The organism is Pseudomonas sp. ASL9 (assembly GCF_056680335.1).
The window spans coordinates 2403329-2428144 of record NZ_CM155277.1; the positions used below are offsets into that span (position 1 = coordinate 2403329).

The following is a 24816-nucleotide window of genomic DNA, read 5'->3' on the forward strand; positions in this document are numbered from 1 at the left end:
TTTTCCCCCGCATGCGGACGTTCACTACCATGCTGACTGATCACAAAATCCCCCTTGGCCAGTACATCGCTGCCTTCGTTGAATGGTTGACGAAACACGGTGCCAACTATTTCGATTTGATCGCCTCGACACTGGAAACGATGATCCACGGCGTGACGTTCGCGCTGACCTGGTTCAACCCGCTGGCATTGATCGGCCTGATTGCTCTACTCGCTCACTTTATCCAACGCAAATGGGGCCTGACGGTGTTTGTGGTGCTGTCATTTCTGCTGATCCTGAACCTGGGTTACTGGCAGGAAACCATGGAGACCCTCGCACAGGTGCTGTTCGCTACTTTTGTCTGTGTGCTTATTGGTGTGCCGCTAGGTATCGTGGCCGCGCACAAACCGATGTTCTATACCCTCATGCGTCCGGTTCTCGACCTGATGCAGACCGTACCGACCTTCGTTTACCTCATTCCTACCCTGACCCTTTTTGGTCTGGGTGTAGTACCCGGTCTGATTTCCACGGTGGTGTTCGCGATTGCCGCGCCTATCCGCCTGACTTACCTGGGTATTCGCGATGTACCGCAAGAGTTGATGGACGCCGGCAAAGCCTTTGGCTGCTCGCGCCGTCAGTTGCTCTCGCGCATTGAACTGCCCTATGCCATGCCGAGCATCGCCGCCGGCATCACCCAATGCATCATGCTGTCCCTGTCGATGGTCGTAATCGCGGCACTGGTAGGCGCTGATGGCTTGGGTAAACCCGTGGTCAACGCACTGAACACTGCTGATATCGCCCTGGGCTTCGAAGCGGGCCTGGCGATCGTGCTGCTGGCGATCATGCTCGACCGTATCTGCAAACAACCCGACGCACAGGTAAGGGGTGACGCATGAGCATAATTAGCTTCGACAAGGTAGACGTTGTCTTCGCCAAAGATCCGCGTGAGGCCCTGAAACTGCTGGACCAAGGCCTGACGCGTGATCAAATCCTGAAAAAGACCGGCCAGATCGTCGGCGTGGAAAAAGCCAGCCTCAACGTCGAGAAAGGCGAAATCTGCGTGCTGATGGGTCTTTCCGGCTCAGGCAAATCCAGCCTGTTGCGCTGCATCAACGGCTTGAACACTGTCAGCCGTGGCGCACTGTTCGTCGAGCATGAAGGCGCGCAGATCAATATCGCGTCATGTACACCGGCCGAATTGAAACTGATGCGCACCAAGCGTATCGCGATGGTCTTCCAGAAATTCGCCCTGATGCCTTGGCTGACAGTGCGCGAGAACATCAGCTTCGGTCTCGAGATGCAGGGGCGTCCCGAAAAAGAACGTCACACGCTGGTGGATGAAAAACTTGAGCTGGTGGGCCTGACACAATGGCGCAACAAAAAACCCGATGAGCTTTCCGGGGGCATGCAACAGCGTGTCGGCCTGGCGCGTGCGCTGGCGATGGACGCCGACATTCTGTTGATGGACGAACCGTTTTCGGCCCTCGACCCATTGATCCGCCAAGGCTTGCAAGATGAGCTGCTGGAGCTGCAAAGCAAGCTGAACAAAACCATCGTATTCGTAAGCCACGACCTCGATGAAGCGCTCAAGCTCGGCAGCCGTATCGCGATCATGAAAGACGGTCGGATCGTCCAGTACAGCGTTCCCGAAGAAATCGTCCTTAATCCGGCTGATGAGTATGTGCGCACGTTCGTCGCCCATACCAACCCGCTCAACGTATTGTGCGGCCGCAGCCTGATGCGCACGGTGGACAACTGCACCCGCGTCAACGGCGAAATCTGCCTCGACCCGAGCGGTGATTCGTGGATTGGTCTGGCTGAAGGCAACACCATCAAGGGCGCACGCCAAGGCGCAACCAATCTGAACCTGCAAAACTGGACGCCAGGGCAATCCATGGAAGGCCTGGACCGTCGTCCGACACTGGTGCACTCAGACATCGGCATGCGCGACGCGCTGCAAATCCGCTATCAAACGGGCAATAAACTGGTCCTGCAAGAAAACAACCGCGTGGTCGGCATCCTCGGCGACAGCGAGTTGTACCACGCGTTACTCGGGAAGAATTTGGGCTGACACCCTCCTGTGTGGGAGCGGACGAGCCTGCTCCCACACAGCCTGCACAGCTTTCTTCCCCTTCATAGCCCAACCATCAAGAACATCAAGAGCATCACCCGATAGTCGCAGCGCCTGTTTTTTATTGATTGAACGTTCAATTAAAACAAAATAGACTGCACCCCCGTCGAATTGATCAAAACATGATCACTCGGCGACCTAAGGAGATGTTTGAAATGCCAAAGGTCGGTATGCAACCCATCCGCCGTCAGCAGTTGATCCAGGCCACGCTAGAGGCTGTCGATCAGGTTGGGATGGGAGACGCCAGCATTGCGCTGATCGCCCGCTTGGCCGGTGTGTCGAACGGCATCATCAGTCACTACTTTAAAGATAAGAACGGCCTGATCGCAGCGACCATGCGCCACCTGATGAATGCCCTGATCGTGAACGTCAGCGAGCGCCGCATGGCACTCAGCGATAACAGCCCACGGGCGCATCTTCAGGTGATAGTCGAAGGCAACTTCGACGCCAGCCAGGTCAATGGCCCGGCAATGAAAACCTGGCTGGCTTTTTGGGCCGCCAGCATGCACCAGCCGTCATTGCACAGGTTGCAGCGGATCAACGATCACCGCCTGTATTCAAACCTGTGCTGTCAGTTCCGCCGTGTGCTGCCGCTGACTCAGGCACGTAGCGCGGCCCGTGGCCTGGCGGCTTTGATCGACGGACTATGGTTGCGCGGGGCCCTGTCGGGAGATGCTTTCGACACCGGTCAGGCGCAGCAGATCGCTTACGAATATATGGACCAACAACTGGCAAAACAGGAGCGCTAGAGCACATAACAGCATCAGCCCCTGAACTGCCACTGACCCGCGCAGCCACAACTAGATGGCACCTGATCCAGTGGTAAGCGCCAAATCACACAGCACTTGCGAGGACACTATGGCCCGTTTCGAACTGCAAAAACTCTACATTGACGGCGGTTACGTCGACGCCAGTGGCGACGCCACTTTCGACTCTATCAACCCGGCTAACGGCGACGTCCTCGCCACGGTGCAGCGCGCGACCAAAGAAGACGTCGAACGCGCCGTTGTGAGCGCTGAAAAAGGTCAGAAAATCTGGGCCGCGATGACCGCCATGCAGCGTTCGCGCATCCTGCGCCGTGCCGTGGATATTTTGCGTGAGCGCAACGATCAACTGGCCGACCTGGAAACCCTGGACACTGGGAAATCAATTTCCGAAACCCGTTACGTCGACATCGTCACCGGCGCTGACGTCCTGGAATATTACGCAGGCCTGGTTCCGGCCATCGAAGGCGAGCAAATACCCCTGCGCACCTCTTCATTTGTCTACACCCGCCGCGAGCCGCTGGGTGTGGTCGCCGGTATCGGCGCCTGGAACTACCCGATTCAGATCGCCCTGTGGAAATCCGCACCGGCCTTGGCTGCTGGCAATGCAATGATTTTCAAGCCCAGTGAAGTCACGTCGCTAACCACCCTGAAACTGGCCGAAATCTATACCGAAGCGGGCGTTCCGGCCGGCGTGTTCAACGTGCTGACCGGCAGTGGCCGTGAAGTGGGCACCTGGCTGACCGAACACCCGCGCATCGAAAAGATTTCGTTCACCGGCGGCACTGATACGGGCAAAAAAGTCATGGCCAGCGCGTCGAGCTCTTCGCTCAAAGACGTGACCATGGAACTGGGTGGCAAGTCACCACTGATCATTTTCGACGACGCCGATCTAGACCGCGCGGCCGACATCGCGATGATGGCCAACTTCTACAGTTCCGGTCAGGTGTGCACCAACGGTACTCGGGTGTTCGTACCGAGTGCATTGAAAGCCGCCTTCGAAGCCAAAATCGTCGAGCGCGTCAAGCGCATCCGGGTCGGCAGCCCGCAGGATGAAAACACCAACTTCGGCCCACTGGTGAGCTTCGCCCACATGGAAAGCGTGCTGGGCTACATCGCCAAAGGCAAAGAAGAAGGCGCTCGCCTGCTGTGCGGCGGCGAACGTTTGACTGAAGGTGAATTCGCCAAAGGCGCATTCGTATCAGCCACTGTGTTTACCGATTGCACCGACGAGATGACCATCGTTCGCGAAGAAATTTTTGGCCCGGTCATGAGCATCCTCAGCTACGACACCGAGGAAGAAGTGATCCGCCGCGCCAACGATACTGAATTTGGCCTGGCCGCCGGGGTCGTCACCAAAGACCTGAACCGCGCCCACCGCGTCATTCACCAGCTCGAAGCCGGTATCTGCTGGATCAATGCCTGGGGCGAGTCGGCCGCAGAAATGCCGGTCGGTGGCTACAAGCAATCGGGCGTGGGTCGTGAAAACGGCATCAGCTCGCTGGCGCAGTACACCCGGATCAAGTCCGTACAAGTTGAACTGGGCGATTACACGTCGGTGTTCTGACATCCCACTGGCCGCTTCGCGAATAAATTCGCTCCCACAGAATAATTCTGTCCCCTGTGGGAGCGAATTTATTCGCGAAGGCGGCGTATCTGACACACCCCCGTCCATTAACAGAGGGTGCATTTAATGTCCCAAGAATTCGATTACATCATCATCGGGGCCGGCTCTGCCGGTAACACCCTGGCGGCCCGTCTGACTGAAGACCCAGGTGTCACCGTGCTGCTGCTCGAAGCGGGCGGCCCGGACTATCGCCTCGACTTCCGTACCCAAATGCCTGCGGCCCTGGCCTTCCCGCTTCAGGGCCGTCGCTACAACTGGGCATACGAAACCGATCCAGAACCGCACATGGACAATCGGCGCATGGAATGTGGTCGCGGCAAGGGCCTGGGTGGTTCTTCGCTGATCAACGGAATGTGCTACATCCGTGGTAACGCCATGGACTACGACGGCTGGTCGAAAACCCCAGGGCTGGAAGACTGGAGTTACCTCGACTGCCTGCCGTATTTCCGCAAGGCAGAAACCCGCGACATCGGCCCTAACGACTACCACGGTGGCGACGGTCCGGTCAGCGTGGCCACGCCTAAAGCCGGTAACAACCCCCTGTTCCACGCCATGGTCGAAGCGGGCGTGCAAGCCGGTTACCCGCGTACCGACGACCTGAACGGTTATCAGCAGGAAGGTTTCGGTCCGATGGACCGCACCGTGACGCCCAACGGCCGTCGCGCCAGCACCGCTCGCGGTTACCTCGATCAAGCCAAAAAGCGCCCGACCCTGACCATCGTTACCCACGCCCTGACCGACCGGATTCTGTTCAACGGCAAACGAGCGGTCGGCGTGTCTTACATGGTCGGCGACAGCGATACCCGCATCGAAGCCACCGCCCGCAAGGAAGTCTTGCTGTGCAGCGGCGCCATCGGTTCACCGCAGATTCTGCAGCGCTCTGGCGTCGGCCCGGCGGCACTGCTCAAGAGCCTCGACATCCCGGTGGTTCACGACCTGCCAGGCGTGGGCCAGAACCTTCAGGACCACCTGGAAATGTACCTGCAGTACGCCTGCACCCAGCCGGTTTCGCTCTACCCCTCGCTGTTGTGGTGGAACCAGCCGGCCATTGGCGCAGAGTGGATGTTCCTCGGCACCGGCATCGGCGCCAGCAACCAGTTCGAAGCCGGCGGTTTCATTCGCTCGCGTGAAGAATTCGAGTGGCCGAACATTCAGTACCATTTCCTGCCTGTCGCGATTAACTACAACGGCAGCAACGGCGTGAAAGAACATGGCTTTCAGGCGCACGTTGGCTCCATGCGCTCGCCGAGCCGTGGTCGCGTGCATTTGAAATCTAAAAACCCGCGCGAATACCCGAGCATCCTTTTCAACTACATGGCCACCGAGCAAGACTGGCAGGAGTTCCGTGACGGCATCCGCCTGACCCGGGAAATCATGCAGCAGCCAGCGCTTGACCCGTACCGCGGCCGTGAAATCAGCCCGGGCATCGAGGTGCAGACGGATGAGCAGCTCGACCAGTTCGTGCGTGAACACGCCGAAACTGCGTTCCACCCTTCCTGCTCGTGCAAGATGGGCACCGATGAGCTGGCCGTGGTCGATGGCAAGGGTCGCGTGCATGGGATGCAGGGTTTGCGCGTGGTCGATGCGTCGATCATGCCGTTGATCACCACCGGTAACCTCAACGCCCCAACGATCATGATCGCCGAAAAAATCGCCGACAAGATCCGTGGCCGTGCGCCCCTGTCCCGCAGCACCGCAGCCTACTATGTGGCCGGTGAAAAACCGGCACGCGGCAAACCGAAGCGTTTAGTGAGCCGTACTGCGCAGTAAGCCTGCCCGGCGCGGTGTGTCCTGCACACCGCGTCAAATCCTTCGCGAATAAATTCGCTCCCACGAGGATCGCGAAGGCTGCTTCTTTGGTACACCCACACTTCACAAACCCTTCCTGCACCTGACTGCGCTTGATCCTGACCTGTGCGCAGGCCTAATCTATCGCTACGCAAACGATCAACCCCTGCTTCAATCGACGCGCCGGCACTGACTGGCCACGAGGCTTTTTCCATGTTTGATGTAGTGTCTTCGAGCTTATGGCCCACGGGCTATATGATTAACCCAAACGCTGAACCCCTCGATCCAAAATGGCTGCAAGCCTTCAGCAAGATTCCGGCTGCAGCGGTCAGCGACTGCCTGGGTCGCAATGTCGGCGGCCTGGGGCTCAAAGCGTTCCACGGCAACACCCCAATGCTCGGCAGTGCCTTGACCGTGCGCGTTCGCCCTGGCGATAACCTGATGATCCTCAAAGCCATGCAAATGGCCCGTCCCGGCGATGTGCTGGTCATCGACGGCAGCGCCGACCTGACCCGTGCGGTGTTCGGCGGCATCATGCGCGCCATGGCACTCAAGGCCGGCATCGTCGGCGTGGTCATCAACGGCGCCCTGCGCGACCTTGATGAGTGGCAGACCGGCGAGCTTCCGGCCTACGCCATCGGCGGCGTACACCGTGGCCCGAGTACCGACGGTGGTGGCGAGATCAACGTACCGATTTCCTGCGCTGGCATGTTGGTAATGCCCGGCGACTTGATGATTGGCGACGGTGACGGCGTAGTCGCCGCAGCTCGCAATGAGCTGCCTGAACTGCTGGTGCGCTGCCTCGACCTGCTGGCCCGCGAAAAAGCGACGCTGGAATCGATCGAAGCCGGCACGCTGGACAAGGACCGCTTCGACGCGATCCTGCGCAGCAAGGGTTGCCCGGTTTAAGCACTTACCGCGTCAGGCCATTCGCGAATAAATTCGCTCCCACAGAAAAAATGAGATCTGCGTGGGAGCGAATTTATTCGCGAAGGCGTCAGTGCAAGCACCGCCCATTTACCAGGAGCTCCCCTGCATGTTCGATTTCTCCGCGCAGCTCAAGCAGCGGTTTGCCGCCTTGCAGAGTCGCGCCGAATTTTTCTCGCTGCGTTACGTCCGGCAAACCAGCCAGCATCTGTCAGTCCGCAAGAACGTCGCCGAGCCGCCACACCTGAGCAGCGACGAAGGCGCGATGTTGACGGTGCGGATCAAGGGTGTCGAAACCTACGCCGCGACTAACAATGTCTCGCAACGCGGGCTACAGGCCGCGCTGGAAAAAGCCGAGCAACATGCTCTGCGTCTGGCGCCACACGCCCTGCTGGATCTGCGCGATCAGCCCGTTTCCAGCAGCCGCGCCGATTACCTTTCGCCCAACCTCCGCGACGCCTTCCCATCGCTGAGCGAGTGCTACCAACTGCTGGGGGCCGAGTCCGCCGCCGTGCCCGCCGACAAACGCCTGGTGACCTGGCAGGTCAGCCTTGGCCTGGAGAACGTCGAACAGATTTACCTGAACAGCGCCGGTGCCGAGATTCGTCAGGCCCAACGTTATGTCTATCCGGGGATGAGCGTCACCGCTTACGACGGACAGGACAGCCAGACCCGCAGCCTCGGCCGCGACAACTTTGGCCAGCAAGGTGGCGCCGAAGTCATCGCCAACTGTGGGCTGATTGGCGCGGCAGCGCAGGTCGCCGATCAGGCGTTGCAACTGATCATGGCACCCAACACCCCCTCGGGACCGCGCGATCTGCTGCTGACCCCGGACCAGATGATTCTGCAAATCCATGAGTCAATCGGCCACCCGCTGGAGCTGGACCGTATTCTCGGCGACGAGCGCAATTACGCGGGCACCAGTTTTGTCAAAACCAGTGACTTCGGCAGCCTGCAATACGGCTCCGAACTGCTTAACGTGACCTTCAACCCGGACATACCTGAACAACTCGCCAGCTACGCGTATGACGACGACGGCACGCCCGCCAGCAAAGAGTTCCTGATCCGCGACGGCTTGCTGATTCGGCCATTGGGCGGCGCGTTGTCGCAATATCGCTCTGGCATGGAGGGTGTCGCCAACAGCCGCGCATGCAGCTGGAACCGTCCACCCATCGACCGCATGGCCAACCTGAATATCGAGCCCGGCGACCAACCGCTCGAACAACTGATCGGCGGCATCGAGCACGGCATCCTGATGTCGACCAACCGTTCCTGGTCCATTGATGACGCACGCAATAAATTCCAGTTCGGTTGCGAATGGGGTCAATTGATCGAAAACGGCGAACTCAAAGGGGTGGTAAAGAACCCGAACTATCGGGCCATTTCCGCGCATTTTTGGCGTAATCTCAGCGCCGTTGGCGACGCCAGCACCTTCAAGGTTCTGGGCACGCCCAATTGCGGCAAAGGCGAACCTAATCAGGTCGTGCGCGTAGGCCATGCCTCACCCGCCTGTGTATTCTCCCAGGTTGATGTTTTCGGAGGGGATGCGTGATGGCGCAGATGACTCAGCAACAGCAGTTCGAAGCGTTGGTCGAGTGGCTGCGCAGCGCGATCACCGGGCAAGAAGCCTTCACCCTCGGTTACAACGCCGAAGCGTCCGAGTTCATTCGCTTCAACCACGCCAAAGTGCGGCAGGCCGGGCATGTGCAGCAGGCCAGTCTGAACTTCAAATTGATCGACGACGGCCGTCATGCCGACCTGCACCTGACCTTGGCGGGTGATGCACAGGTCGATCAGGCGCGTTTGGCCGACGCGCTGCAACAATTGCGCGAAACGTTGGTGTTGCTGCCGCAGGACCCCTACCTGCTGCCCAATACCGACGCCTGGCAGATCAGCAACAGTCAGAACCCACCGCTGCCAGACACGGCGCGCGTGCTTGAGCACATCAGTGAACTGGCTGAAGGCCTGGACCTGGTGGGCTTCTACGCCGCGGGCCCGCTGTACCGTGGCTTCGCCAGTTCCTGGGGCGCGCTGGGCTGGCATCAGGCCAACAGCTTCAACTTCGACTGGAGCCTGTTCCACGCCAACGGTCAGGCCGTCAAAGCCAACTACGCGGGCCACGACTGGGACGATGCGACCTTCGCCCGACGCTTCCAGCAGGCACGCGAGCAACTTGAGTTTCTCGATCAACCCCTGCGCACCCTGGCGCCTGGCCAATATCGCGCCTATCTGGCCCCCGCCGCGCTCGATGAAATCATCGGCATGTTGTGCTGGGGTGGTTTTTCCGCCGAAGCGTTGGCCAGCAAGACCAGCCCGCTGCAACGGCTGTACAACGGCGATGCCCCTCTCAGCCCGCAGGTGTCTCTGGACGAACAGGTGACCGGCTCACTGTCACCGGCGTTCTCCCCCGAAGGTTACCCGCGTCGGGATCTTTCGTTGATCAACGCTGGCCTCGCCCAGGAGCAACTGGTCGGCTCACGTAGCGCAGCGGAGTATGGTCTGGCTGCCAACGGTGCCGGCTGGGGTGAAGCGCCGAGTGCATTGAGCATGGCGGCAGGTACGCTGGAGCTGGAGCAGGTACTCAAACAGCTCGGCACCGGGCTCTATATCAGCAACCTTTGGTACCTCAACTTCTCCGACCAGGCGGCCGCACGCCTGACCGGGATGACCCGCTTCGCCACGTTCTGGGTCGAGAATGGCAAGATTCAGGCGCCCGTCAGCACCATGCGTTTCGACGACAGTGCCTACAGCCTGCTGGGCAACGCCCTCGAAGCATTGACCCGCGAGCGGGAACTGATTCTGTCGGCCAGCACCTATAGTCAACGTCAGACAGCATCAAGCCTGCTGCCGGGCGCCTTGATCAGCCGATTGACCCTCACGCTCTAAGGATCGTATGCCGAACAGCACACCGCTTCTGGATGCCCGAACGCTGCGCTGGCTGCCGTGGGTCGTGGCCATTGCGTTTTTCATGCAAAGCCTCGACGGCACGATCCTCAACACCGCCTTGCCGGCCATGGCCCGGTCCTTGGCCGAAGACCCGTTGCGTATGCAGTCCGTGGTGATCGCGTACATGCTCACGGTGGCCTTGCTGATTCCGGCGTCGGGCTGGATCGCGGATCGGTTCGGCATCAAGCGGATTTTCTTTGGCGCGATCCTGCTGTTCAGCCTTGGCTCGCTGCTGTGTGCGCTGTCCAGCACATTGAGCATGCTGGTGGCCGCACGCGTGGTTCAGGGCTTGGGCGGTGCGTTGATGGTGCCCATCGGCCGCTTGATTGTGTTGCGCGCCTACCCCCGCTCGGAGCTGGTGCGGATCATGAGCTTCATCACGGTGCCCGGCCTGCTCGGCCCGTTGCTGGGGCCTACCCTGGGTGGCTGGATCGTCGAGTACCTGAGCTGGCACTGGATCTTCCTGATCAACCTGCCCGTGGGCCTGCTCGGCTGTTACGCGGTCAAAACCCTCGTGCCGGACCTGCAAGGCGGTGGTCGAACACGCTTCGATGGCGTCGGCTTTGCGCTGTTCGGTGCGTCGATGGTGCTGATCACCATCGCCCTCGAAGGCTTGGGCGAACTTCACCTGCCGCACATGCGCGTAGTGTTGCTGCTGTTTGGCGGCATGGCCTGTCTGGCAGCTTACTGGCTGCGGGCCGGGAATATCGATTACCCCTTGTTCGCGCCGGCGCTGTTCCGAACCCGATCCTTCGCCGTGGGGATTTTTGGTAATTTGTTCTCCCGCCTGGGCAGCGGCGCCCTGCCCTTTCTGGTACCGCTGCTGCTGCAAGTGGCCCTCGGCTACTCGCCCTCCAAGGCGGGGATGAGCATGATCCCGCTGGCGGTCGCCGCCATGATCACCAAGTCAGTGGCACGACCGCTGATTGAGCGCCTCGGGTATCGCATCGTGCTGACCGGCAACACGTTTCTGCTGGGTGCGCTGCTGGCGAGTCTGGCGCTGGTCGACGCACAGACTCAATATTGGGTGCTGCTGGTCCATCTCGGCTTGATGGGTGCGGTGAATTCGCTGCAGTTCACTGCGATGAACGCCGTGACCCTGATCGATCTCGATGATGCCAGCGCCGCCAGCGGCAACAGCCTGCTGTCCGTGGTGGCGCAGCTGTCCTTAAGCCTTGGAGTGGCCTGCGCCGCTGCGTTGCTGGGCGGTTTTACCGACGATGTGACCACCGGTGGCGGCGAAGTCACCAGTCTGTTGGCCACCTTCCAATTGACCTTCCTCAGTGTTGGCGTGCTGTCGATGCTGGCAGCGGGGATTTTTTTGCAGCTGCCACCCAAAGGGGAACAGAGTGTTCCTCGTCTGGAACCAGAGATCGAGCATTAAGGCGGGCCCGCGACCTGATACACTGCGCGACATTTTGTTTTGCAGGCCCGTCCCGTGACTAGCACCGCTTTTAACTCACTGCCTCTTTCCGCACCCATGTTGGCTAACCTGGAGTCCCTTGGTTATGCCGAGATGACGCCGATTCAGGCACAGAGCCTGCCGGTGATTCTCAAGGGTATGGACCTGATTGCCCAGGCCAAGACCGGCAGTGGCAAGACCGCTGCATTCGGCATTGGTCTGCTCAACCCGATCAACCCGCGCTTTTTCGGTTGCCAGGCGTTGGTGCTGTGCCCAACCCGTGAGCTGGCCGACCAGGTGGCCAAGGAAATCCGCCGTCTGGCGCGTTCCGAAGACAACATCAAGGTTCTGACCCTGTGCGGCGGCGTATCGTTCGGCCCACAGATCGGTTCGCTGGAACACGGCGCGCACATCATCGTCGGCACCCCAGGACGCATTCAGCAGCACCTGCGCAAGGGCTCGCTGGTACTCGACGGCCTGAACACGCTGATCCTCGACGAAGCCGACCGCATGCTCGACATGGGTTTCTACGACTCGATCGAGAACATCATCGAGCAGACCCCGAGCAAGCGTCAGACCCTGCTGTTTTCGGCGACCTACCCTGCCGGTATCAAGCAACTGTCCTCGAAGTTCATGCGCACCCCGCAAACGGTCAAGGTTGAAGCCTTGCACGCGGACAGCCAGATCGAGCAGCACTTCTACGAAATCACCCCGGAGCAACGTCTTGAAGCCGTGGTGAAGGTTCTCGGGCATTTCCGTCCTCAGTCCTGTGTCGCGTTCTGCTTCACCAAGCAGCAATGCCAGGAAGTGGTCGATCACCTGACCGCCAAAGGTATTTCCGCCGTCGGCCTGCACGGCGATCTGGAACAGCGTGATCGGGATCAAGTGCTGGCGATGTTCTCCAACCGCAGCACCTCGGTGCTGGTGGCGACCGATGTCGCGGCGCGTGGTCTGGATATCGACGCGCTGGACATGGTGCTCAACGTCGAACTGGCGCGGGACTCTGAAATGCACATTCACCGGGTTGGCCGTACCGGTCGCGCCGGTGAGAAAGGCTTGGCGATCAGCCTGGTCGCACCGTCCGAAGCGCATCGCGCACGGGCCATCGAAGACGTGCAGAAAGCTCCGCTGAAGTGGGAACAACTGGACGAACTGAAAAGCAAAGGCGGCGCACCGCTGCAACCGACCATGACCACGCTGGTGATCGGCGCGGGCCGTAAGGACAAGGTTCGCCCTGGCGACATTCTTGGCGCCTTGACCGGCGATGCCGGCATTCCCGGCACCCAGGTCGGTAAAATCGCCATTTTCGATTTCCAGGCGTATGTGGCCGTCGAAAGCGTCGTGGCCATGCAAGCGCTGGAGCGCTTGAACAACGGCAAAATCAAAGGCCGCTCGTTGCGCGTGCGGATTTTGTAAGAACCCAAAATCTTCGCGAATGAATTCGCTCCCACAGGGGTGTTGGGAACCTCTGTAGGACCGAATTCATTCGGGAAGGGGTTATGTCAGACCATAAAGATCTAACCGTTACTTGAGGATTCCGCTTTGCCCGTTACTGACGTTGTGATCATCGGCGCTGGCGCCGCAGGCTTGATGTGCGCGCTGACCGCCGCCAATCGTGGGCGCAAAGTGATGCTGATCGATCACGCGAACAAGGCCGGCAAAAAAATCCTCATGTCCGGCGGCGGGCGCTGCAACTTCACCAACCTGTACACCGAGCCCGACAACTTCCTCTCGCAAAACCCGCACTTCTGCAAATCCGCCCTGGCGCGTTATACCCAATGGGATTTCATCGCCCTGGTGGCTAAGCATGGCGTGGCGTACCACGAGAAAAAGCTCGGTCAGTTGTTCTGCGATAACAAATCCAGCGACATCCTCGACCTGCTGCTCAACGAATGCGAGCAGGCCGGCGTCAGCCTGCACCTGGACACGTCGGTGCAAAACATCGAAAAGACCGACACCGGTTACAGCCTGAACACCACGGCGGGCGTGTTGAATTGCCAGTCGCTGGTGATCGCCACTGGAGGTCTGTCGATCCCAACGCTAGGGGCTACCGGCTTCGGTTATCAAGTGGGCAAGCAGTTCGGCCATACCTTGCTGGCGACCCGTGCCGGATTAGTGCCGTTCACCATCACCGATCAGCTCAAAGTGCTGTGCACCGAGCTGTCCGGCACATCGGTGGATTGCCTGGTCAGCTGCAACGACGCCAGCTTTCGTGAAAACATCCTGTTCACCCATCGCGGCCTCAGCGGGCCAGCGATTTTGCAGATTTCTTCGTTCTGGCAACCGGGCGAAACGGTCGTCATCAACCTGATGCCGGACCACGACGTGCCTAGCTGGCTACTGCAACAGCAAGCCGAGCGGCCCAACAGCGAACTGAAAACCCTGCTCGGTGAAATATTCACCAAAAAAATGGCCAATTTGATCGCCGAACATTGGTTCGTCTCCAAACCGATGAAGCAATACACCCCGAGCGAACTCAGCGACATCGCTGAAAAACTCGCGTGCTGGCAGGTAGCGCCCGCAGGCACCGAAGGCTACCGCACGGCGGAAGTGACCCTCGGCGGAATAGACACCCGCGAGGTGTCTTCCAAGACCATGGAATCGCTGAAGTCGCCGGGCCTGTATTTCATCGGCGAAGTGCTGGACGTCAGCGGGCATCTGGGCGGTTTCAATTTCCAGTGGGCCTGGGCCTCGGCGTATGCGGCCGCGCAGTATGTTTGAAGGCAGCCCCTACTCCCACATCAGGTTGCAAGATTTTTGCTAGATCCCATGTACAGCCCGCACTTAGCGCTGTACATACTTAGCTGGATTTAGATCAATAGCGACCAAGGCCGTTAGCTCATTTATGTCATCGACTTCCTTTCGTCATACGCTCCGTCGTTTGTGGGCGCTGGATAAGTTCAGCTACAGCGTGCGGGTATTTATCGCGCTGACCGGCAGCATGGCGCTGTGCTGGTATCAGAATGAGATGGGCCTGCTGATCCCTATATTCCTGGGGATTATCGCCAGCGCCCTGGCCGAAACCGACGACAGCTGGGAAGGCCGTTTGAACGCGCTGGCGGTGACGCTGGTGTGCTTCAGCATCGCATCGCTTGCGGTCGAGCTGCTGTTCCCCTACCCCCTGATTTTTGTCTTTGCGCTGGCGCTGGCCGCCTTTGGCCTGACCATGCTCGGCGCCTTGGGCGAACGTTATGGCGCCATCGCTTCGGCCACGCTGATTCTGTCGGTGTACACCATGATCGGCGTCGATCAGCGCGGAGGCGAGGTCAGCGATTTCTGGCACGAACCCATGCTGCTGGTCGCTGGCGCCGCCTGGTACGGGCTGCTGTCGGTGCTGTGGCAAATGCTGTTTTCCAATCAGCCTGTGCAGCAAAGCCTGGCCCGACTGTTTCGTGAACTGGGGCTGTATCTGGAACTCAAGGCGACACTGTTCGAGCCAATCCGGCAACTCGACATCGAAGCCCGTCGACTGAAACTGGCACAGCAGAATGGGCGCGTCGTCGCAGCCCTGAATGCCGCCAAGGAAATCATTCTGCACCGCGTCGGCGATGGTCGGCCCGGCGCCAAAGTCAGCCGCTACCTGAAGCTGTACTTTCTCGCCCAGGACATTCACGAACGCGCCAGTTCGTCGCATTACCCCTACAACGCATTGGCCGAAGCGTTCTTCCACAGCGATGTGCTGTTCCGCTGCTTGCGCTTGCTGCGCCAACAGGGGGTCGCCTGCCGCTTGCTGTCGGAGTCGATCCAGTTACGTCAACCGTTCATCTACGACGAGGGCTTTGCCCACGCGCTGGAAGACTTGCACGCCTCGCTGGAGTACCTGCGCACCCAGAACAACCCGGCATGGCGTGGGCTCCTGCGTTCATTACGCGCTCTGGCCGCGAACCTGGGCACCCTTGATCGGTTGATCAAGGATGCCAGCAACCCCGACAGCCTGGCCGACGCAACCGACAGCAGCCTGCTCGACCGTTCGCCCCACACCCTCAAGGACGTATGGAATCGCCTACGCCTGCAAATGACCCCCACCTCGTTGCTGTTCCGCCACGCCTTGCGCCTGCCATTGGCGTTGAGCATCGGTTACGGCATGGTGCACCTGGTGCATCCGACCCAGGGTTACTGGATCATCCTGACCACATTGTTCGTTTGCCAGCCCAACTACGGCGCAACCCGGCGCAAGCTGGTTCAACGGATCAGCGGCACGGCAATAGGCCTGACCGCCGGCTGGGCGTTGTTCGATCTGTTCCCCAGCCCGCTGATTCAAGCGATGTTCGCGGTAGTGGCCGGTGTGGTGTTCTTCGTCAACCGGACCTCGCGCTATACCCTGTCGACGGCGGCAATTACCTTGATGGTGCTGTTCTGTTTCAACCAGGTAGGTGATGGTTACGGGCTGTTCCTGCCGCGGATATTCGACACCTTGCTGGGCAGCTTGATTGCTGGCCTGACCGTGTTTCTGTTCCTCCCGGACTGGCAGGGACGGCGCTTGAATAAAGTGCTGGCGAACACCCTGACCTGCAACAGCATTTACCTGCGCCAGATCATGCAGCAATACGCCAAAGGCAAAAGTGATGACCTGACGTACCGCCTGGCCCGGCGCAACGCGCACAACGCAGATGCCGCACTGTCCACCACCTTGGCTAACATGCTGATGGAGCCGGGGCATTTCCGCAAAGAAGCCGACGTGGGCTTTCGCTTTCTGGTGTTGTCACACACGTTGCTGAGCTACCTCTCAGGCTTGGGCGCACACCGCGAAACCCAGTTGCCAGCCGAAGTACGCGAGTATTTGATTGATGGTGCAGGGGCAAGCCTGGCAGCGAGCATCGATGAAATCGCACAAAGCCTGGCCAATAAACAACCGGTAGCGATCCAGAGCGACGCCGAAGAAGCGCTGGCCAGTGATCTGGAGCACATGCCCGATGAAGTGGACGAAAGTCAGCGACTGGTGCAAACCCAACTGGCATTGATTGGCCGTCAGCTAGGGCCACTGAGAACATTGGCTGCGCACCTGATCAAAGAACCCAGCGAAACCTGAAGCCCTCGAACCCGGGCTTTACAGCCCGTGCTGGTGAAGCATTCGGTCGTAACTGCCATCAGCTTTCATCGCAGCGATCTCCCTATCGAAGTTGGCAACAATCTGCGCATGATTGGGGTTCTTCAGACTGACCAGAATATGCAGGCTGTTCTCGCTCAATGACTTGGGCAGGAACTCAACGCTGTCGCGGACATGAGGCACTTCGCTTGCGAGGCTATAGCGAGCGACATATTCATCTTCCACGGTTAACGCCACCCTTCCTGCCGCCAGCATGCGCACGGCCATGGAAAAACTGTGCACAGGAATTTTTTGCAACTCGGGATCACTGTCGAAGGCAGGAGAATAGGCATAGCCGCGTACGACAGCAATCGGATAAGGATGCAAAGCCTGCAGGTCGTTGAACTCAATAGACGAATCCTTGCGCTTGAGAAAGCGCACCCGATTGAGCAGGTACTCGCTCGAAAACTCACCGATCAGCGTTCGCTCGTTATTGAACCAGGCGTTGACCAGCACGTCATAGCGCCCTTCGCCCACTCCCTGCAGCGCCCGTGCCCACGGCACTTGTTCGAACGCGGTGGTGTACCCGGCCCGCGCCAAGGCAGTACTGACTAGATCAGTCGCAAGCCCGCCGTTGACCAGATTGATGTCGGTGAACGGAGGCCAGGCATCGGCCACCAGACGTAGCTTCTCCGCTGTAGCGGCTTGCGCCAGCAACAACAAACCCAGTAAACCCATGGTTCGAAGCAGTCGCGGCATGCTCAAGATCCTGAGGCGGGCAGCTCGCCCGCCATATTGAGGGCCCGTTACGCACGGACTCTCATTAACATTGGCCCATAAGAGCCCGGAACCCAGAGGCTCGACGCAGATTACACAAATATGACATGGCAACCAATCCGAATGATTTCTACTGCCTTAATTAAGCCCTCATACCGGAGCAGACACCACTCATATGAGTGATTGACGTAAGCGCGAGATCAAGGATCTCTTTCTAACACGTTACTTGCCCACCAAGGACTGATCCCGTAGGCCATGCCACTGGATATATTGATTTTTTTTGCGCGGCGCTACTGATTTATCAAGGCATTCCGGCCTGAATCACCGCGACTGGCATTAAACCGCTACAGTTTTGTTTGGCCACCCGCACGATGCGGGCTTTAGTATTCGACCAGAATGTCTATTCAGAGTCTGCCACATGTCTATAAATTGGGTCTGCAAACATCACACCGATCTCAGCAAAGAGCAGCTATACGCCATTTTGAAACTGCGCGCCGAAGTATTCGTCGTCGAGCAAAAATGTTGCTATCAGGACGTCGACGGTCAGGATCTGGACGGTGACACCTGTCACCTGATGGCGTGGGAAAATGATCTGCTGGTGGCTTATCTGCGCCTGCTTGATCCCATCCAACAAGGCGGCGACGTAGTCATCGGTCGGGTTGTAACGGCCCCCGCTGCGCGCAATAGAGGCATGGGCCACGCGCTGATGATTCAGGCGCTGGAGCACGCTGAAAAGAAATGGCCTGACCAACCCATCTACCTTTCGGCCCAAGCGCATCTGCAAGGCTATTACGGGCGCTACGGTTTCACCCCAGTGGGCGAGGTTTATCTGGAAGACGACATCCCTCATATCGGCATGCGCCGCGACCTGGAATAGACACGCATTCGAGGATCAGGAGCAAGGAAGCACGAAAAATGCTGGAAACATGCCGCAAGACTCATGTGGCCTTAGCGGGGGACGCGACAACTATATACCGCACAGTAGGGGCCGACAGAGGTAAAAATAAGGGCGTCCAATAAGGACATCTCACCTACATAAGGAACATGTACATGACTAATCAAGAAGCCCTTCAACAGATCCAGCATTTGATCGGCAGCCGCTACGTGCCGACTGTCAAAGCCTACATCAGCGAACTGACCGGTCGACCTCGCGTGGTCGGTCTGAAGGAAGTTGCCACCCGAGAGTTTGATACACAGCGAATTGGCATGACCGGTGACGACGCAGGCATCATCACGGCTTTCAGTTTCGCCTAAGCAGGTACCCTTGAGCATTCAACTTTACCTTGGATGCTCATTGCTCCATTCGGCTTACTGACCGACACGCTCCAAAGATGAGAGCCAAACGCGATAGCGTTGGCTCTCATCTCCAATTGGCGGATGCTTACGATTGATACTCGCAGGCACATCGCGCCTCAGGGGTAACCCAACACCGTCTTGATCTGCACCAGATGCTGCGCAATCCAGTCTTTGTCGATCGCACCCCACTCGCGGATCTGATAACCGCCGGCATGATTGCGTGCGCCGTCCAACTGTTCAAACTCGCAGAGAATATCGAGATCGGCCAGGGCGGCAATGGTGTCCTGCGCCGTGCGACGCGGCATGCCGGTGGCCTCCATCAACGCGGGGACACTGCTGGCAATCCGGCTGTCTATCAAATACGCCACATACAACCGGCGATAGAAGCTGCTTTTAGTCTTGCTGACATCCATCGTCAGATCCTTGTCGATGCTCATTCGGCGGTTTTGCCTTGCAGGTCACGGTAGGTCAGGTAGATGCGCAGGTCGAACTCCAACTGGTGGTAGCCGGGCTGCATGTGCTCACAAAGCTGATAAAACGCCTTGTTGTGGTCGGACTCTTTGAAGTGCGCCAGTTCGTGCACCACGATCATTTTCAGAAACTCTGGCGCGGCCGACTTGAACAAAGAAGCAATGCGGATTTCTTTCTTGGCCTTGAGCTTGCCACCCTGCACACGGGATATAGCCGTGTGCAGGCCCAGCGCGCGATGCGTCAGGTCCAGACGGTTATCAAACAGCACCTTATCGATATTCGGTGCATTACGCAGATGCTCCTGCTTCAACGCCAGTGCATAGGCGTACAGCGCTTTATCGCTCTGCACGGCATGCCGTTCCGGGTAGCGTTGATTCAGGTAAGCCGCCAGCCGGTTCTGCGCAATCAACTGACGCACCTGCTCTTGCAGGGCAGGTGGATAGGCTTGCAGGTATTTCAAGGGCGATAGGGCTGGCGCGGTCATAAATAGCAACGAAGGTTTGGAAGCCACCAGTGTACCGAATTCAGTGGGTCTTGAGCCCAGGCCTATCGAGCGACTGCGCAAACTGTACGGCATGATCGGCGGTCAGCGGGTGCGCAACCAAGCCCCCCTGAACTAACTGACAACCGTTGTCTGCCAGCCATTGATACTGCTCGACAGTCTCCACCCCTTCGGCAATCACCAGCACCCCAAGCTGACGACACAGATCGATAATGCTGCGTGCCACCGCAGCATCACGCGATGAGGCGAGCAAACCGGCGACGAAGTAGCGGTCGAGTTTCAAGGTGTCCAGCTCAAAATTACGCAGAAGAGCCAGCGAACATTCGCCGACACCAAAATCATCCAGCGCAATACGCACCCCGATATCACGCAACGCCTGCAGTTGCTTGCGCGTGTGCCCAAGGTTCTGCATCAGCGAGTTTTCCGTGACTTCAACTTCAAGCTGGCGGGGCTGCACACCGTATTGGTTAATGGCGCGTTGCAGTTCCGATGCAAGATTGGGCATGCTGAACTGAGCGGTAGTGACACTCACCCCCAGCACTAACTCTGGAGAGAAGGTCGCGGTCCAGGCCTGACATTGAGCGGCGCCCTGCTCGAAGATCCAACTGCCCAACCGATTGATCAGACGGGTTTCTTCGAGCAGCGGAATGAACAGCGCCGGCGACACATCACCGGCGCTCGGATGCTGCCAGCGCAACAAGGCCTCGAAGCCCCGCAGACGGCCATCGGCGATGTACACCTGGGGCTGATAGACCAACGAAAAATCATTGCCTTCGACGGCGCTGCGCACGCTCTCTTCCAGCATCAGCCGCGAGCGGGCTCGGCCATTCATCTCTTGATCGTAAAATCGATATTGCTGACGGCCTGCGCGCTTGGCTTCGTACATGGCGATATCCGCCGCGCGTAGCAGGCCGTCCAGGTTCGAGCCGCACTCGGGGTAGGTGGCAATGCCGATGCTTGCGCCGAGGGCAATGTCCAGACCGTCGATCTGCTGGCGTGCCGATACGCGCTCGATCAGCTTTTCAGCGATGATCGCCGCCTGCTCCGGGTAGTCCAGCCCATCGATCACCACGGTGAACTCATCACCGCCCATGCGCGCCAGAATATCGTATGGGCGCAGGCACTCTTTCAACTGCTCGGCAACCCAGAGCAACACCCGATCGCCGATATCATGACCGTGGGAATCGTTGATTCGCTTGAAGCCATCAAGATCCAGGTACAGCACAACCAGTGGTATCCCGGAGAGCTCACTGCGCAACAATATGCCTTCGACCGCCTGATAAAACCCACGGCGATTGAGCAGGCCTGTCAGTGAATCGGTGACCGCCTGGTGCTCGAGTTGCTGATACAGACCACGGACCACTGACATGTCGAGAATGCTCAACACCATCGAGCACTGCTCGGCCGGCAGCGATGCACAGGACAATGCCACTGGAACTTGAAGGCCTTTGCCGGTGTGCAGGATCGCATCGTGCATCCGGTACGTGTCGGAGTTGCGATAGCTGCGGTAAAAATCCGATTCCGACCACTGCGCGATGTGGGGCTTGGATAGATGGTCGATCAGCCTCGTACCGCACAGCCCCTCGACAGTAGTATCGAGCAACAGGCAAATCGCCGGATTGGCAAAACTGATCACCCCCGCTTCGTCGACCACCAGAATGCCTTCGGCAACATTGGACAGCAACGACGCGTTGAAGGCGCGTGCAGCTTCAAGTTCGTGGGTCAATTTTTGCAGGGCACGACGGTTGCGCTGGTGTTCCAGCAACGCCTGAACCTTAGGCTTGAGAATGTGCGGATCGAAGGGTTTGAACAGGAAATCCACAGCGCCACTGGCGTAGCCTTTGTGCACGGAGGCTTGGGATTGTTCAGTCGCCGTGAGGAAAATGATCGGTGTCAATCGCGTGCGCAGACTTCCACGCATCAAGCGGGCAACTTCAAAACCATCCATATCCGGCATCTGCACGTCGAGCAAGACCAGATCGACATCCAGCTCCAGCAGTACATTCAAGGCTTCCACCCCGGAGCTGGCCGTAACCACATGCCAGTCCTGCCGTTGCAAGACCGCACGCATGGTGACCAGATTTTCCGGGTAATCATCTACTATCAACAGGACAGAGCTGCCGTCCAGTGGCTTTGATTGCACGCATTCCATGCTGCTTCTCTTCTGGATCTTACGGCCGGGCGCAGAGTGAGGCCCGAAGTCCCAATAGCAATTACTCTAGCCCTGCCGCGACAAAAGCAGAAGCTAGCCAATGAATATCCGACAACAAAAATCAACCTAAGCCGACTAACGGTAGTGCATTTGAGGGTGTCATACACCGGCTTTGGGGTCTAATACGGCACTTTGACGTTATCCATTCGACGAAACGGCATTAACAAACCATCGTCCGAGCTGTTTAAAGGTTGCCCCAAACGCTTGCGCTAGACACTTTTCTGCTGGCAATGAGACCTATTTGGAAAACTGAAAAATGATCGATCTGGCATCCTGGAACTTGAGCATCCCGGTGGGCTCGCCCCCGGCGACTATCGACACGCCCAAATTGGTCAACGGCTACAAAGGCAAATACTTCCACGCCGAAAGCGGCACCGTATTTTTCTGGTCACCCGTGACGGGCTCTCGCACCGCCAACGCCAAGTACCCGCGCAGCGAACTGCGTGAAACCTATTCCAATGGCACGCTGCATAACTGGTTGTACCCCAGCGGGGATCACTTTCTGCGTGCGACCCTGGAGGTCAATCAGGTGCCATCGTCGGGCAGAATCGTCATCGGCCAGATTCATGCTTACGAGAGCACCGAGCCGTTATTGAAGATCGAGTACCAGTACAAGGAAAGTACAAAAAGTGGCAAAGTCGTCGCCAAGGTTCGCAATCGGTTTGATGATAAAGAAAGCCGCGTGATTACCATCGCCGAGGACATACCGCTCAATGAACAATTCAAATACCTCATCCACCTGAGCCCGGGCGGTCAACTCGGCGTCAGCGTACGCGACTCGAACTGGAGCAGCCCGATAAGCGCGACCTGGCGCGACAAGCCGCTGTACTTCAAGGCCGGCGTCTACACTCAGGACAACGCTGGCTACACCAGCGAAGGCGGCAAAGCGACGTTCTATCAGTTGGACATCGATCACAATAAAACCTGAGCGCGCACACCTAAAGCGTCTCACCACAAAAACGGCCCGCCATCCTGAAGATGCGGGCCGTTTTTTTGAAACATGAGCCAGCCGAAAACCAGCCCATCCATTCACTTAGCGAGAAGCGTCGTTGAACTCCTTCTCGGCCGCATTGAAGCGCGTCAACATCCCAGCCGTCGGCCCCTTGCCGGTAAGGCTGAAGACCACGATGGCAATACTGGCAAAGAAGAAGCCAGGAATGATTTCGTACAGCCCCAGCAGACTGAAGTGCTTCCAGACAATAACGGTGATCGCGCCGACCAGAATACCGGCCAGTGCGCCGTTGCGCGTCATGCCCTTCCACAGTACCGAAATCAGCACCACGGGGCCGAATGCAGCACCAAAACCTGCCCAGGCATAACTCACCAGACCCAATACCCGGTTATCAGGATTGGAGGCCAGGGCAATGGCAATCATCGCGATCAGCAGGACCATGCCACGACCCACCCATACCAACTCGGCCTGCGAAGCGCGTTTGCGAAAGAAGGCTTTATAGAAGTCTTCAGTCAGCGCGCTGGAACACACCAGCAATTGGCAGCTCAGCGTGCTCATCACCGCCGCAAGAATCGCTGACAGCAACACACCGGCAATCCAGGGATTGAACAGGATTTTCGCCAACTCGATAAACACGCGCTCCGGGTTCTCGATGACCGGCCCGGCGAGATCAGGATGCGCCGAGAAGTACGCGATACCGAAGAAGCCCACCGCTACCGTGCCACCCAGGCACAGAATCATCCAGGTCATGGAGATGCGACGCGCTTTGGCAATCGACTTGACCGAGTCCGCCGCCATGAACCGAGCAAGGATGTGCGGCTGGCCGAAGTAACCCAAACCCCAACCCATCAACGAAATAATGCCGATGAGGCTGGTGTTTTTCAGCATGTCGAAGTTAGTCGGGTCTTGCGCTTCGATCGCCAGGAACGTGGTGTCGATCCCCCCCGTGGCCAGCAAGACGATAATCGGCGTAAGGATCAGCGCGAAGATCATCAGCGTGGCCTGCACGGTATCGGTCCAGCTCACAGCAAGGAAACCACCGATGAAGGTGTAGGCAATGGTCGCGGCAGCGCCGGCCCACAACGCAATCCCGTAGGGCATGCCAAAGGTGCTTTCAAACAATCGCGCACCGGCCACGATGCCCGACGCACAATAAATGGTGAAGAACACCAGAATCACGATCGCCGAGATAATCCGCAGCAACCCGCTTTTGTCTTCGAAGCGACCGGTGAAGTAATCAGGCAGGGTCAATGCGTCGCCATTGTGTTCGGTCTGCACCCGCAGCCGACCCGCGACGAACAGCCAGTTCAGGTAAGCACCGACAATCAGGCCGATGGCGATCCAGCTTTCCGACAGACCCGACATGTAAATGGCGCCCGGCAAGCCCATCAACAGCCAGCCGCTCATGTCCGATGCGCCAGCCGAAAGTGCGGTAACCACGCTGCCCAGACTGCGGCCGCCCAGAATATAGTCAGAAAGGTTGTTGGTGGAGCGGTAGGCCATGAGGCCGATCAGTACCATTACTACGATATAGATCACAAAGGTGATCAACGTTGGGTTGCTGACAATCATTGAGTTACGCCCGGCGTTGTTTGTATTTAGCGGCGGCTATCAAACACGCCAAAACGAGGGGTTCGCTTTGCATGCATGAACTACTAACCGCGCGTTTTTACTGAAATTTCCCCAGGAAAACGTCAGCTGATGAACCCCTATTAGCCAGGTTGCACCTCTAAGGAGGATCCTAGTGAACAATCCCCATACGGTGCAACCCGCCCTTCGAGAATAAGTTGCACCGTGGGGTGGTTTTGCGTGACAAGATATTTTTTGCTTCTTTTCGGAGCAAAGTCGAATTTTTACATAACAAAAAGCGCTATCAGGGGGAGCCCTATTTCTACGCCCTCGTTCTTTTTCAAGAAGATGTATTAATTTTCGATAAAAACAGGTTGCACTAGGTTGCACCTCACCAAACGCAAGGCTAATCTGAGTGCTAGCTGATGCCACACCGTGGTGGCGATA

20 protein-coding genes are annotated in these 24816 nt (G+C 58.2%); 15 read left to right on the top strand and 5 right to left on the bottom strand.

What is annotated here, in order from left to right; translation table 11 throughout:
- The first annotated feature begins 29 nt into the window (after nt 1–29).
- The 12 genes from choW to yccS all read left to right on the top strand — a co-directional run bounded on the left by choW (nt 30) and on the right by yccS (nt 16593).
- Complete coding sequence (gene choW / locus AC1ME2_RS11050; protein WP_480441094.1) at nt 30–875, top strand: choline ABC transporter permease subunit; 846 nt, start codon at nt 30–32, stop codon at nt 873–875.
- On the top strand, nt 872–2050 hold the full coding sequence (choV, locus tag AC1ME2_RS11055; protein WP_480441095.1) for a choline ABC transporter ATP-binding protein: 1179 nt from the start codon (nt 872–874) through the stop codon (nt 2048–2050). The genes choW and choV overlap by 4 nt, the downstream gene beginning before the upstream one ends.
- 215 nt (nt 2051–2265) lie before the next feature.
- A complete protein-coding gene (gene betI, locus AC1ME2_RS11060) occupies nt 2266–2859 on the top strand; it encodes a transcriptional regulator BetI (RefSeq protein ID WP_480441096.1) in 594 nt (197 codons plus the stop codon).
- Nucleotides 2860–2968: 109 nt separating this feature from the next.
- Nucleotides 2969–4441, top strand: coding sequence for a betaine-aldehyde dehydrogenase (gene betB, locus AC1ME2_RS11065; RefSeq protein WP_480441098.1), 1473 nt, complete (start codon nt 2969–2971; stop codon nt 4439–4441).
- Nucleotides 4442–4567: 126 nt separating this feature from the next.
- The gene (betA, locus tag AC1ME2_RS11070) at nt 4568–6271 is read left to right on the top strand and encodes a choline dehydrogenase (RefSeq protein ID WP_480441100.1); all 1704 of its coding nucleotides are present in this window, start codon (nt 4568–4570) and stop codon (nt 6269–6271) included.
- Between the two features lie 273 nt (nt 6272–6544).
- Entirely contained in the window at nt 6545–7198 is a 654-nt protein-coding gene (locus AC1ME2_RS11075) for an RraA family protein (protein WP_480441102.1), read from the top strand.
- 127 nt (nt 7199–7325) lie between these two features.
- Nucleotides 7326–8768, top strand: a complete 1443-nt coding sequence (locus AC1ME2_RS11080) for a TldD/PmbA family protein (RefSeq protein ID WP_480441103.1) — start codon at nt 7326–7328, stop codon at nt 8766–8768.
- An 8-nt stretch (nt 8769–8776) separates the two neighbouring features.
- Nucleotides 8777–10102 (top strand): TldD/PmbA family protein, encoded by a 1326-nt coding sequence (locus AC1ME2_RS11085; RefSeq protein ID WP_480442092.1) that lies wholly within the window; start codon nt 8777–8779, stop codon nt 10100–10102.
- Between the two features lie 7 nt (nt 10103–10109).
- Nucleotides 10110–11546, top strand: coding sequence for a multidrug transporter subunit MdtD (mdtD, locus tag AC1ME2_RS11090; protein WP_480441105.1), 1437 nt, complete (start codon nt 10110–10112; stop codon nt 11544–11546).
- A gap of 54 nt (nt 11547–11600) precedes the next feature.
- Complete coding sequence (dbpA, locus tag AC1ME2_RS11095) at nt 11601–12980, top strand: ATP-dependent RNA helicase DbpA (RefSeq protein WP_480441107.1); 1380 nt, start codon at nt 11601–11603, stop codon at nt 12978–12980.
- A 126-nt stretch (nt 12981–13106) separates the two neighbouring features.
- Nucleotides 13107–14285 carry a BaiN/RdsA family NAD(P)/FAD-dependent oxidoreductase gene (locus AC1ME2_RS11100; protein WP_480441108.1) on the top strand — a complete coding sequence of 393 codons (1179 nt, stop codon included), beginning with the start codon at nt 13107–13109 and terminating at the stop codon, nt 14283–14285.
- A 124-nt stretch (nt 14286–14409) separates the two neighbouring features.
- Nucleotides 14410–16593, top strand: coding sequence for a YccS family putative transporter (gene yccS / locus AC1ME2_RS11105; RefSeq protein WP_480441110.1), 2184 nt, complete (start codon nt 14410–14412; stop codon nt 16591–16593).
- 18 nt (nt 16594–16611) lie between these two features.
- Here yccS and AC1ME2_RS11110 read toward each other — a convergent pair whose 3' ends face one another.
- Nucleotides 16612–17349 (bottom strand): substrate-binding periplasmic protein, encoded by a 738-nt coding sequence (locus tag AC1ME2_RS11110; RefSeq protein WP_480441112.1) that lies wholly within the window; start codon nt 17347–17349, stop codon nt 16612–16614.
- Nucleotides 17350–17785: 436 nt separating this feature from the next.
- Between AC1ME2_RS11110 and AC1ME2_RS11115 the strand changes: the two genes are divergently transcribed.
- A complete protein-coding gene (locus tag AC1ME2_RS11115) occupies nt 17786–18244 on the top strand; it encodes a GNAT family N-acetyltransferase (RefSeq protein ID WP_480441114.1) in 459 nt (152 codons plus the stop codon).
- Nucleotides 18245–18417: 173 nt separating this feature from the next.
- A complete protein-coding gene (locus AC1ME2_RS11120) occupies nt 18418–18621 on the top strand; it encodes a hypothetical protein (RefSeq protein WP_480441116.1) in 204 nt (67 codons plus the stop codon).
- Nucleotides 18622–18779: 158 nt separating this feature from the next.
- On the opposite strand, the gene AC1ME2_RS11125 is transcribed toward AC1ME2_RS11120, so the two are convergent.
- The 3 genes from AC1ME2_RS11125 to AC1ME2_RS11135 are packed head-to-tail and all read right to left on the bottom strand — an operon-like array spanning nt 18780 to nt 21788.
- On the bottom strand, nt 18780–19076 hold the full coding sequence (locus tag AC1ME2_RS11125; protein ID WP_322177491.1) for a winged helix-turn-helix domain-containing protein: 297 nt from the start codon (nt 19074–19076) through the stop codon (nt 18780–18782).
- A 20-nt stretch (nt 19077–19096) separates the two neighbouring features.
- Complete coding sequence (locus AC1ME2_RS11130) at nt 19097–19618, bottom strand: M48 metallopeptidase family protein (protein ID WP_480441118.1); 522 nt, start codon at nt 19616–19618, stop codon at nt 19097–19099.
- A 40-nt stretch (nt 19619–19658) separates the two neighbouring features.
- Nucleotides 19659–21788, bottom strand: a complete 2130-nt coding sequence (locus AC1ME2_RS11135; RefSeq protein ID WP_480441120.1) for a putative bifunctional diguanylate cyclase/phosphodiesterase — start codon at nt 21786–21788, stop codon at nt 19659–19661.
- A gap of 316 nt (nt 21789–22104) precedes the next feature.
- Here AC1ME2_RS11135 and AC1ME2_RS11140 point away from each other — a divergent pair, with 316 nt between their 5' ends.
- Complete coding sequence (locus AC1ME2_RS11140) at nt 22105–22776, top strand: polysaccharide lyase family 7 protein (protein ID WP_480441122.1); 672 nt, start codon at nt 22105–22107, stop codon at nt 22774–22776.
- A gap of 105 nt (nt 22777–22881) precedes the next feature.
- On the opposite strand, the gene putP is transcribed toward AC1ME2_RS11140, so the two are convergent.
- Nucleotides 22882–24372, bottom strand: coding sequence for a sodium/proline symporter PutP (gene putP / locus AC1ME2_RS11145; RefSeq protein WP_480441124.1), 1491 nt, complete (start codon nt 24370–24372; stop codon nt 22882–22884).
- Between the last annotated feature and the right edge of the window lie 444 nt (nt 24373–24816).

Bases quoted from the DNA above. Each gene is read 5' to 3' on its own strand.
- AC1ME2_RS11115 (WP_480441114.1), top strand. From the start codon at position 17,786: ATGTCTATAAATTGGGTCTGCAAACATCACACCGATCTCAGCAAAGAG.
- AC1ME2_RS11075 (WP_480441102.1), top strand. From the start codon at position 6,545: ATGATTAACCCAAACGCTGAACCCCTCGATCCAAAATGGCTGCAAGCC.
- AC1ME2_RS11110 (WP_480441112.1), bottom strand. From the start codon at position 17,349: ATGCCGCGACTGCTTCGAACCATGGGTTTACTGGGTTTGTTGTTGCTG.
- AC1ME2_RS11130 (WP_480441118.1), bottom strand. From the start codon at position 19,618: ATGACCGCGCCAGCCCTATCGCCCTTGAAATACCTGCAAGCCTATCCA.
- AC1ME2_RS11125 (WP_322177491.1), bottom strand. From the start codon at position 19,076: ATGGATGTCAGCAAGACTAAAAGCAGCTTCTATCGCCGGTTGTATGTG.
- putP (WP_480441124.1), bottom strand. From the start codon at position 24,372: ATGATTGTCAGCAACCCAACGTTGATCACCTTTGTGATCTATATCGTA.
- betB (WP_480441098.1), top strand. From the start codon at position 2,969: ATGGCCCGTTTCGAACTGCAAAAACTCTACATTGACGGCGGTTACGTC.
- AC1ME2_RS11135 (WP_480441120.1), bottom strand. From the start codon at position 21,788: ATGGAATGCGTGCAATCAAAGCCACTGGACGGCAGCTCTGTCCTGTTG.
- betA (WP_480441100.1), top strand. From the start codon at position 4,568: ATGTCCCAAGAATTCGATTACATCATCATCGGGGCCGGCTCTGCCGGT.
- choV (WP_480441095.1), top strand. From the start codon at position 872: ATGAGCATAATTAGCTTCGACAAGGTAGACGTTGTCTTCGCCAAAGAT.
- choW (WP_480441094.1), top strand. From the start codon at position 30: ATGCTGACTGATCACAAAATCCCCCTTGGCCAGTACATCGCTGCCTTC.
- betI (WP_480441096.1), top strand. From the start codon at position 2,266: ATGCCAAAGGTCGGTATGCAACCCATCCGCCGTCAGCAGTTGATCCAG.
- AC1ME2_RS11140 (WP_480441122.1), top strand. From the start codon at position 22,105: ATGATCGATCTGGCATCCTGGAACTTGAGCATCCCGGTGGGCTCGCCC.
- AC1ME2_RS11080 (WP_480441103.1), top strand. From the start codon at position 7,326: ATGTTCGATTTCTCCGCGCAGCTCAAGCAGCGGTTTGCCGCCTTGCAG.
- yccS (WP_480441110.1), top strand. From the start codon at position 14,410: ATGTCATCGACTTCCTTTCGTCATACGCTCCGTCGTTTGTGGGCGCTG.
- mdtD (WP_480441105.1), top strand. From the start codon at position 10,110: ATGCCGAACAGCACACCGCTTCTGGATGCCCGAACGCTGCGCTGGCTG.
- AC1ME2_RS11120 (WP_480441116.1), top strand. From the start codon at position 18,418: ATGACTAATCAAGAAGCCCTTCAACAGATCCAGCATTTGATCGGCAGC.
- AC1ME2_RS11085 (WP_480442092.1), top strand. From the start codon at position 8,777: ATGACTCAGCAACAGCAGTTCGAAGCGTTGGTCGAGTGGCTGCGCAGC.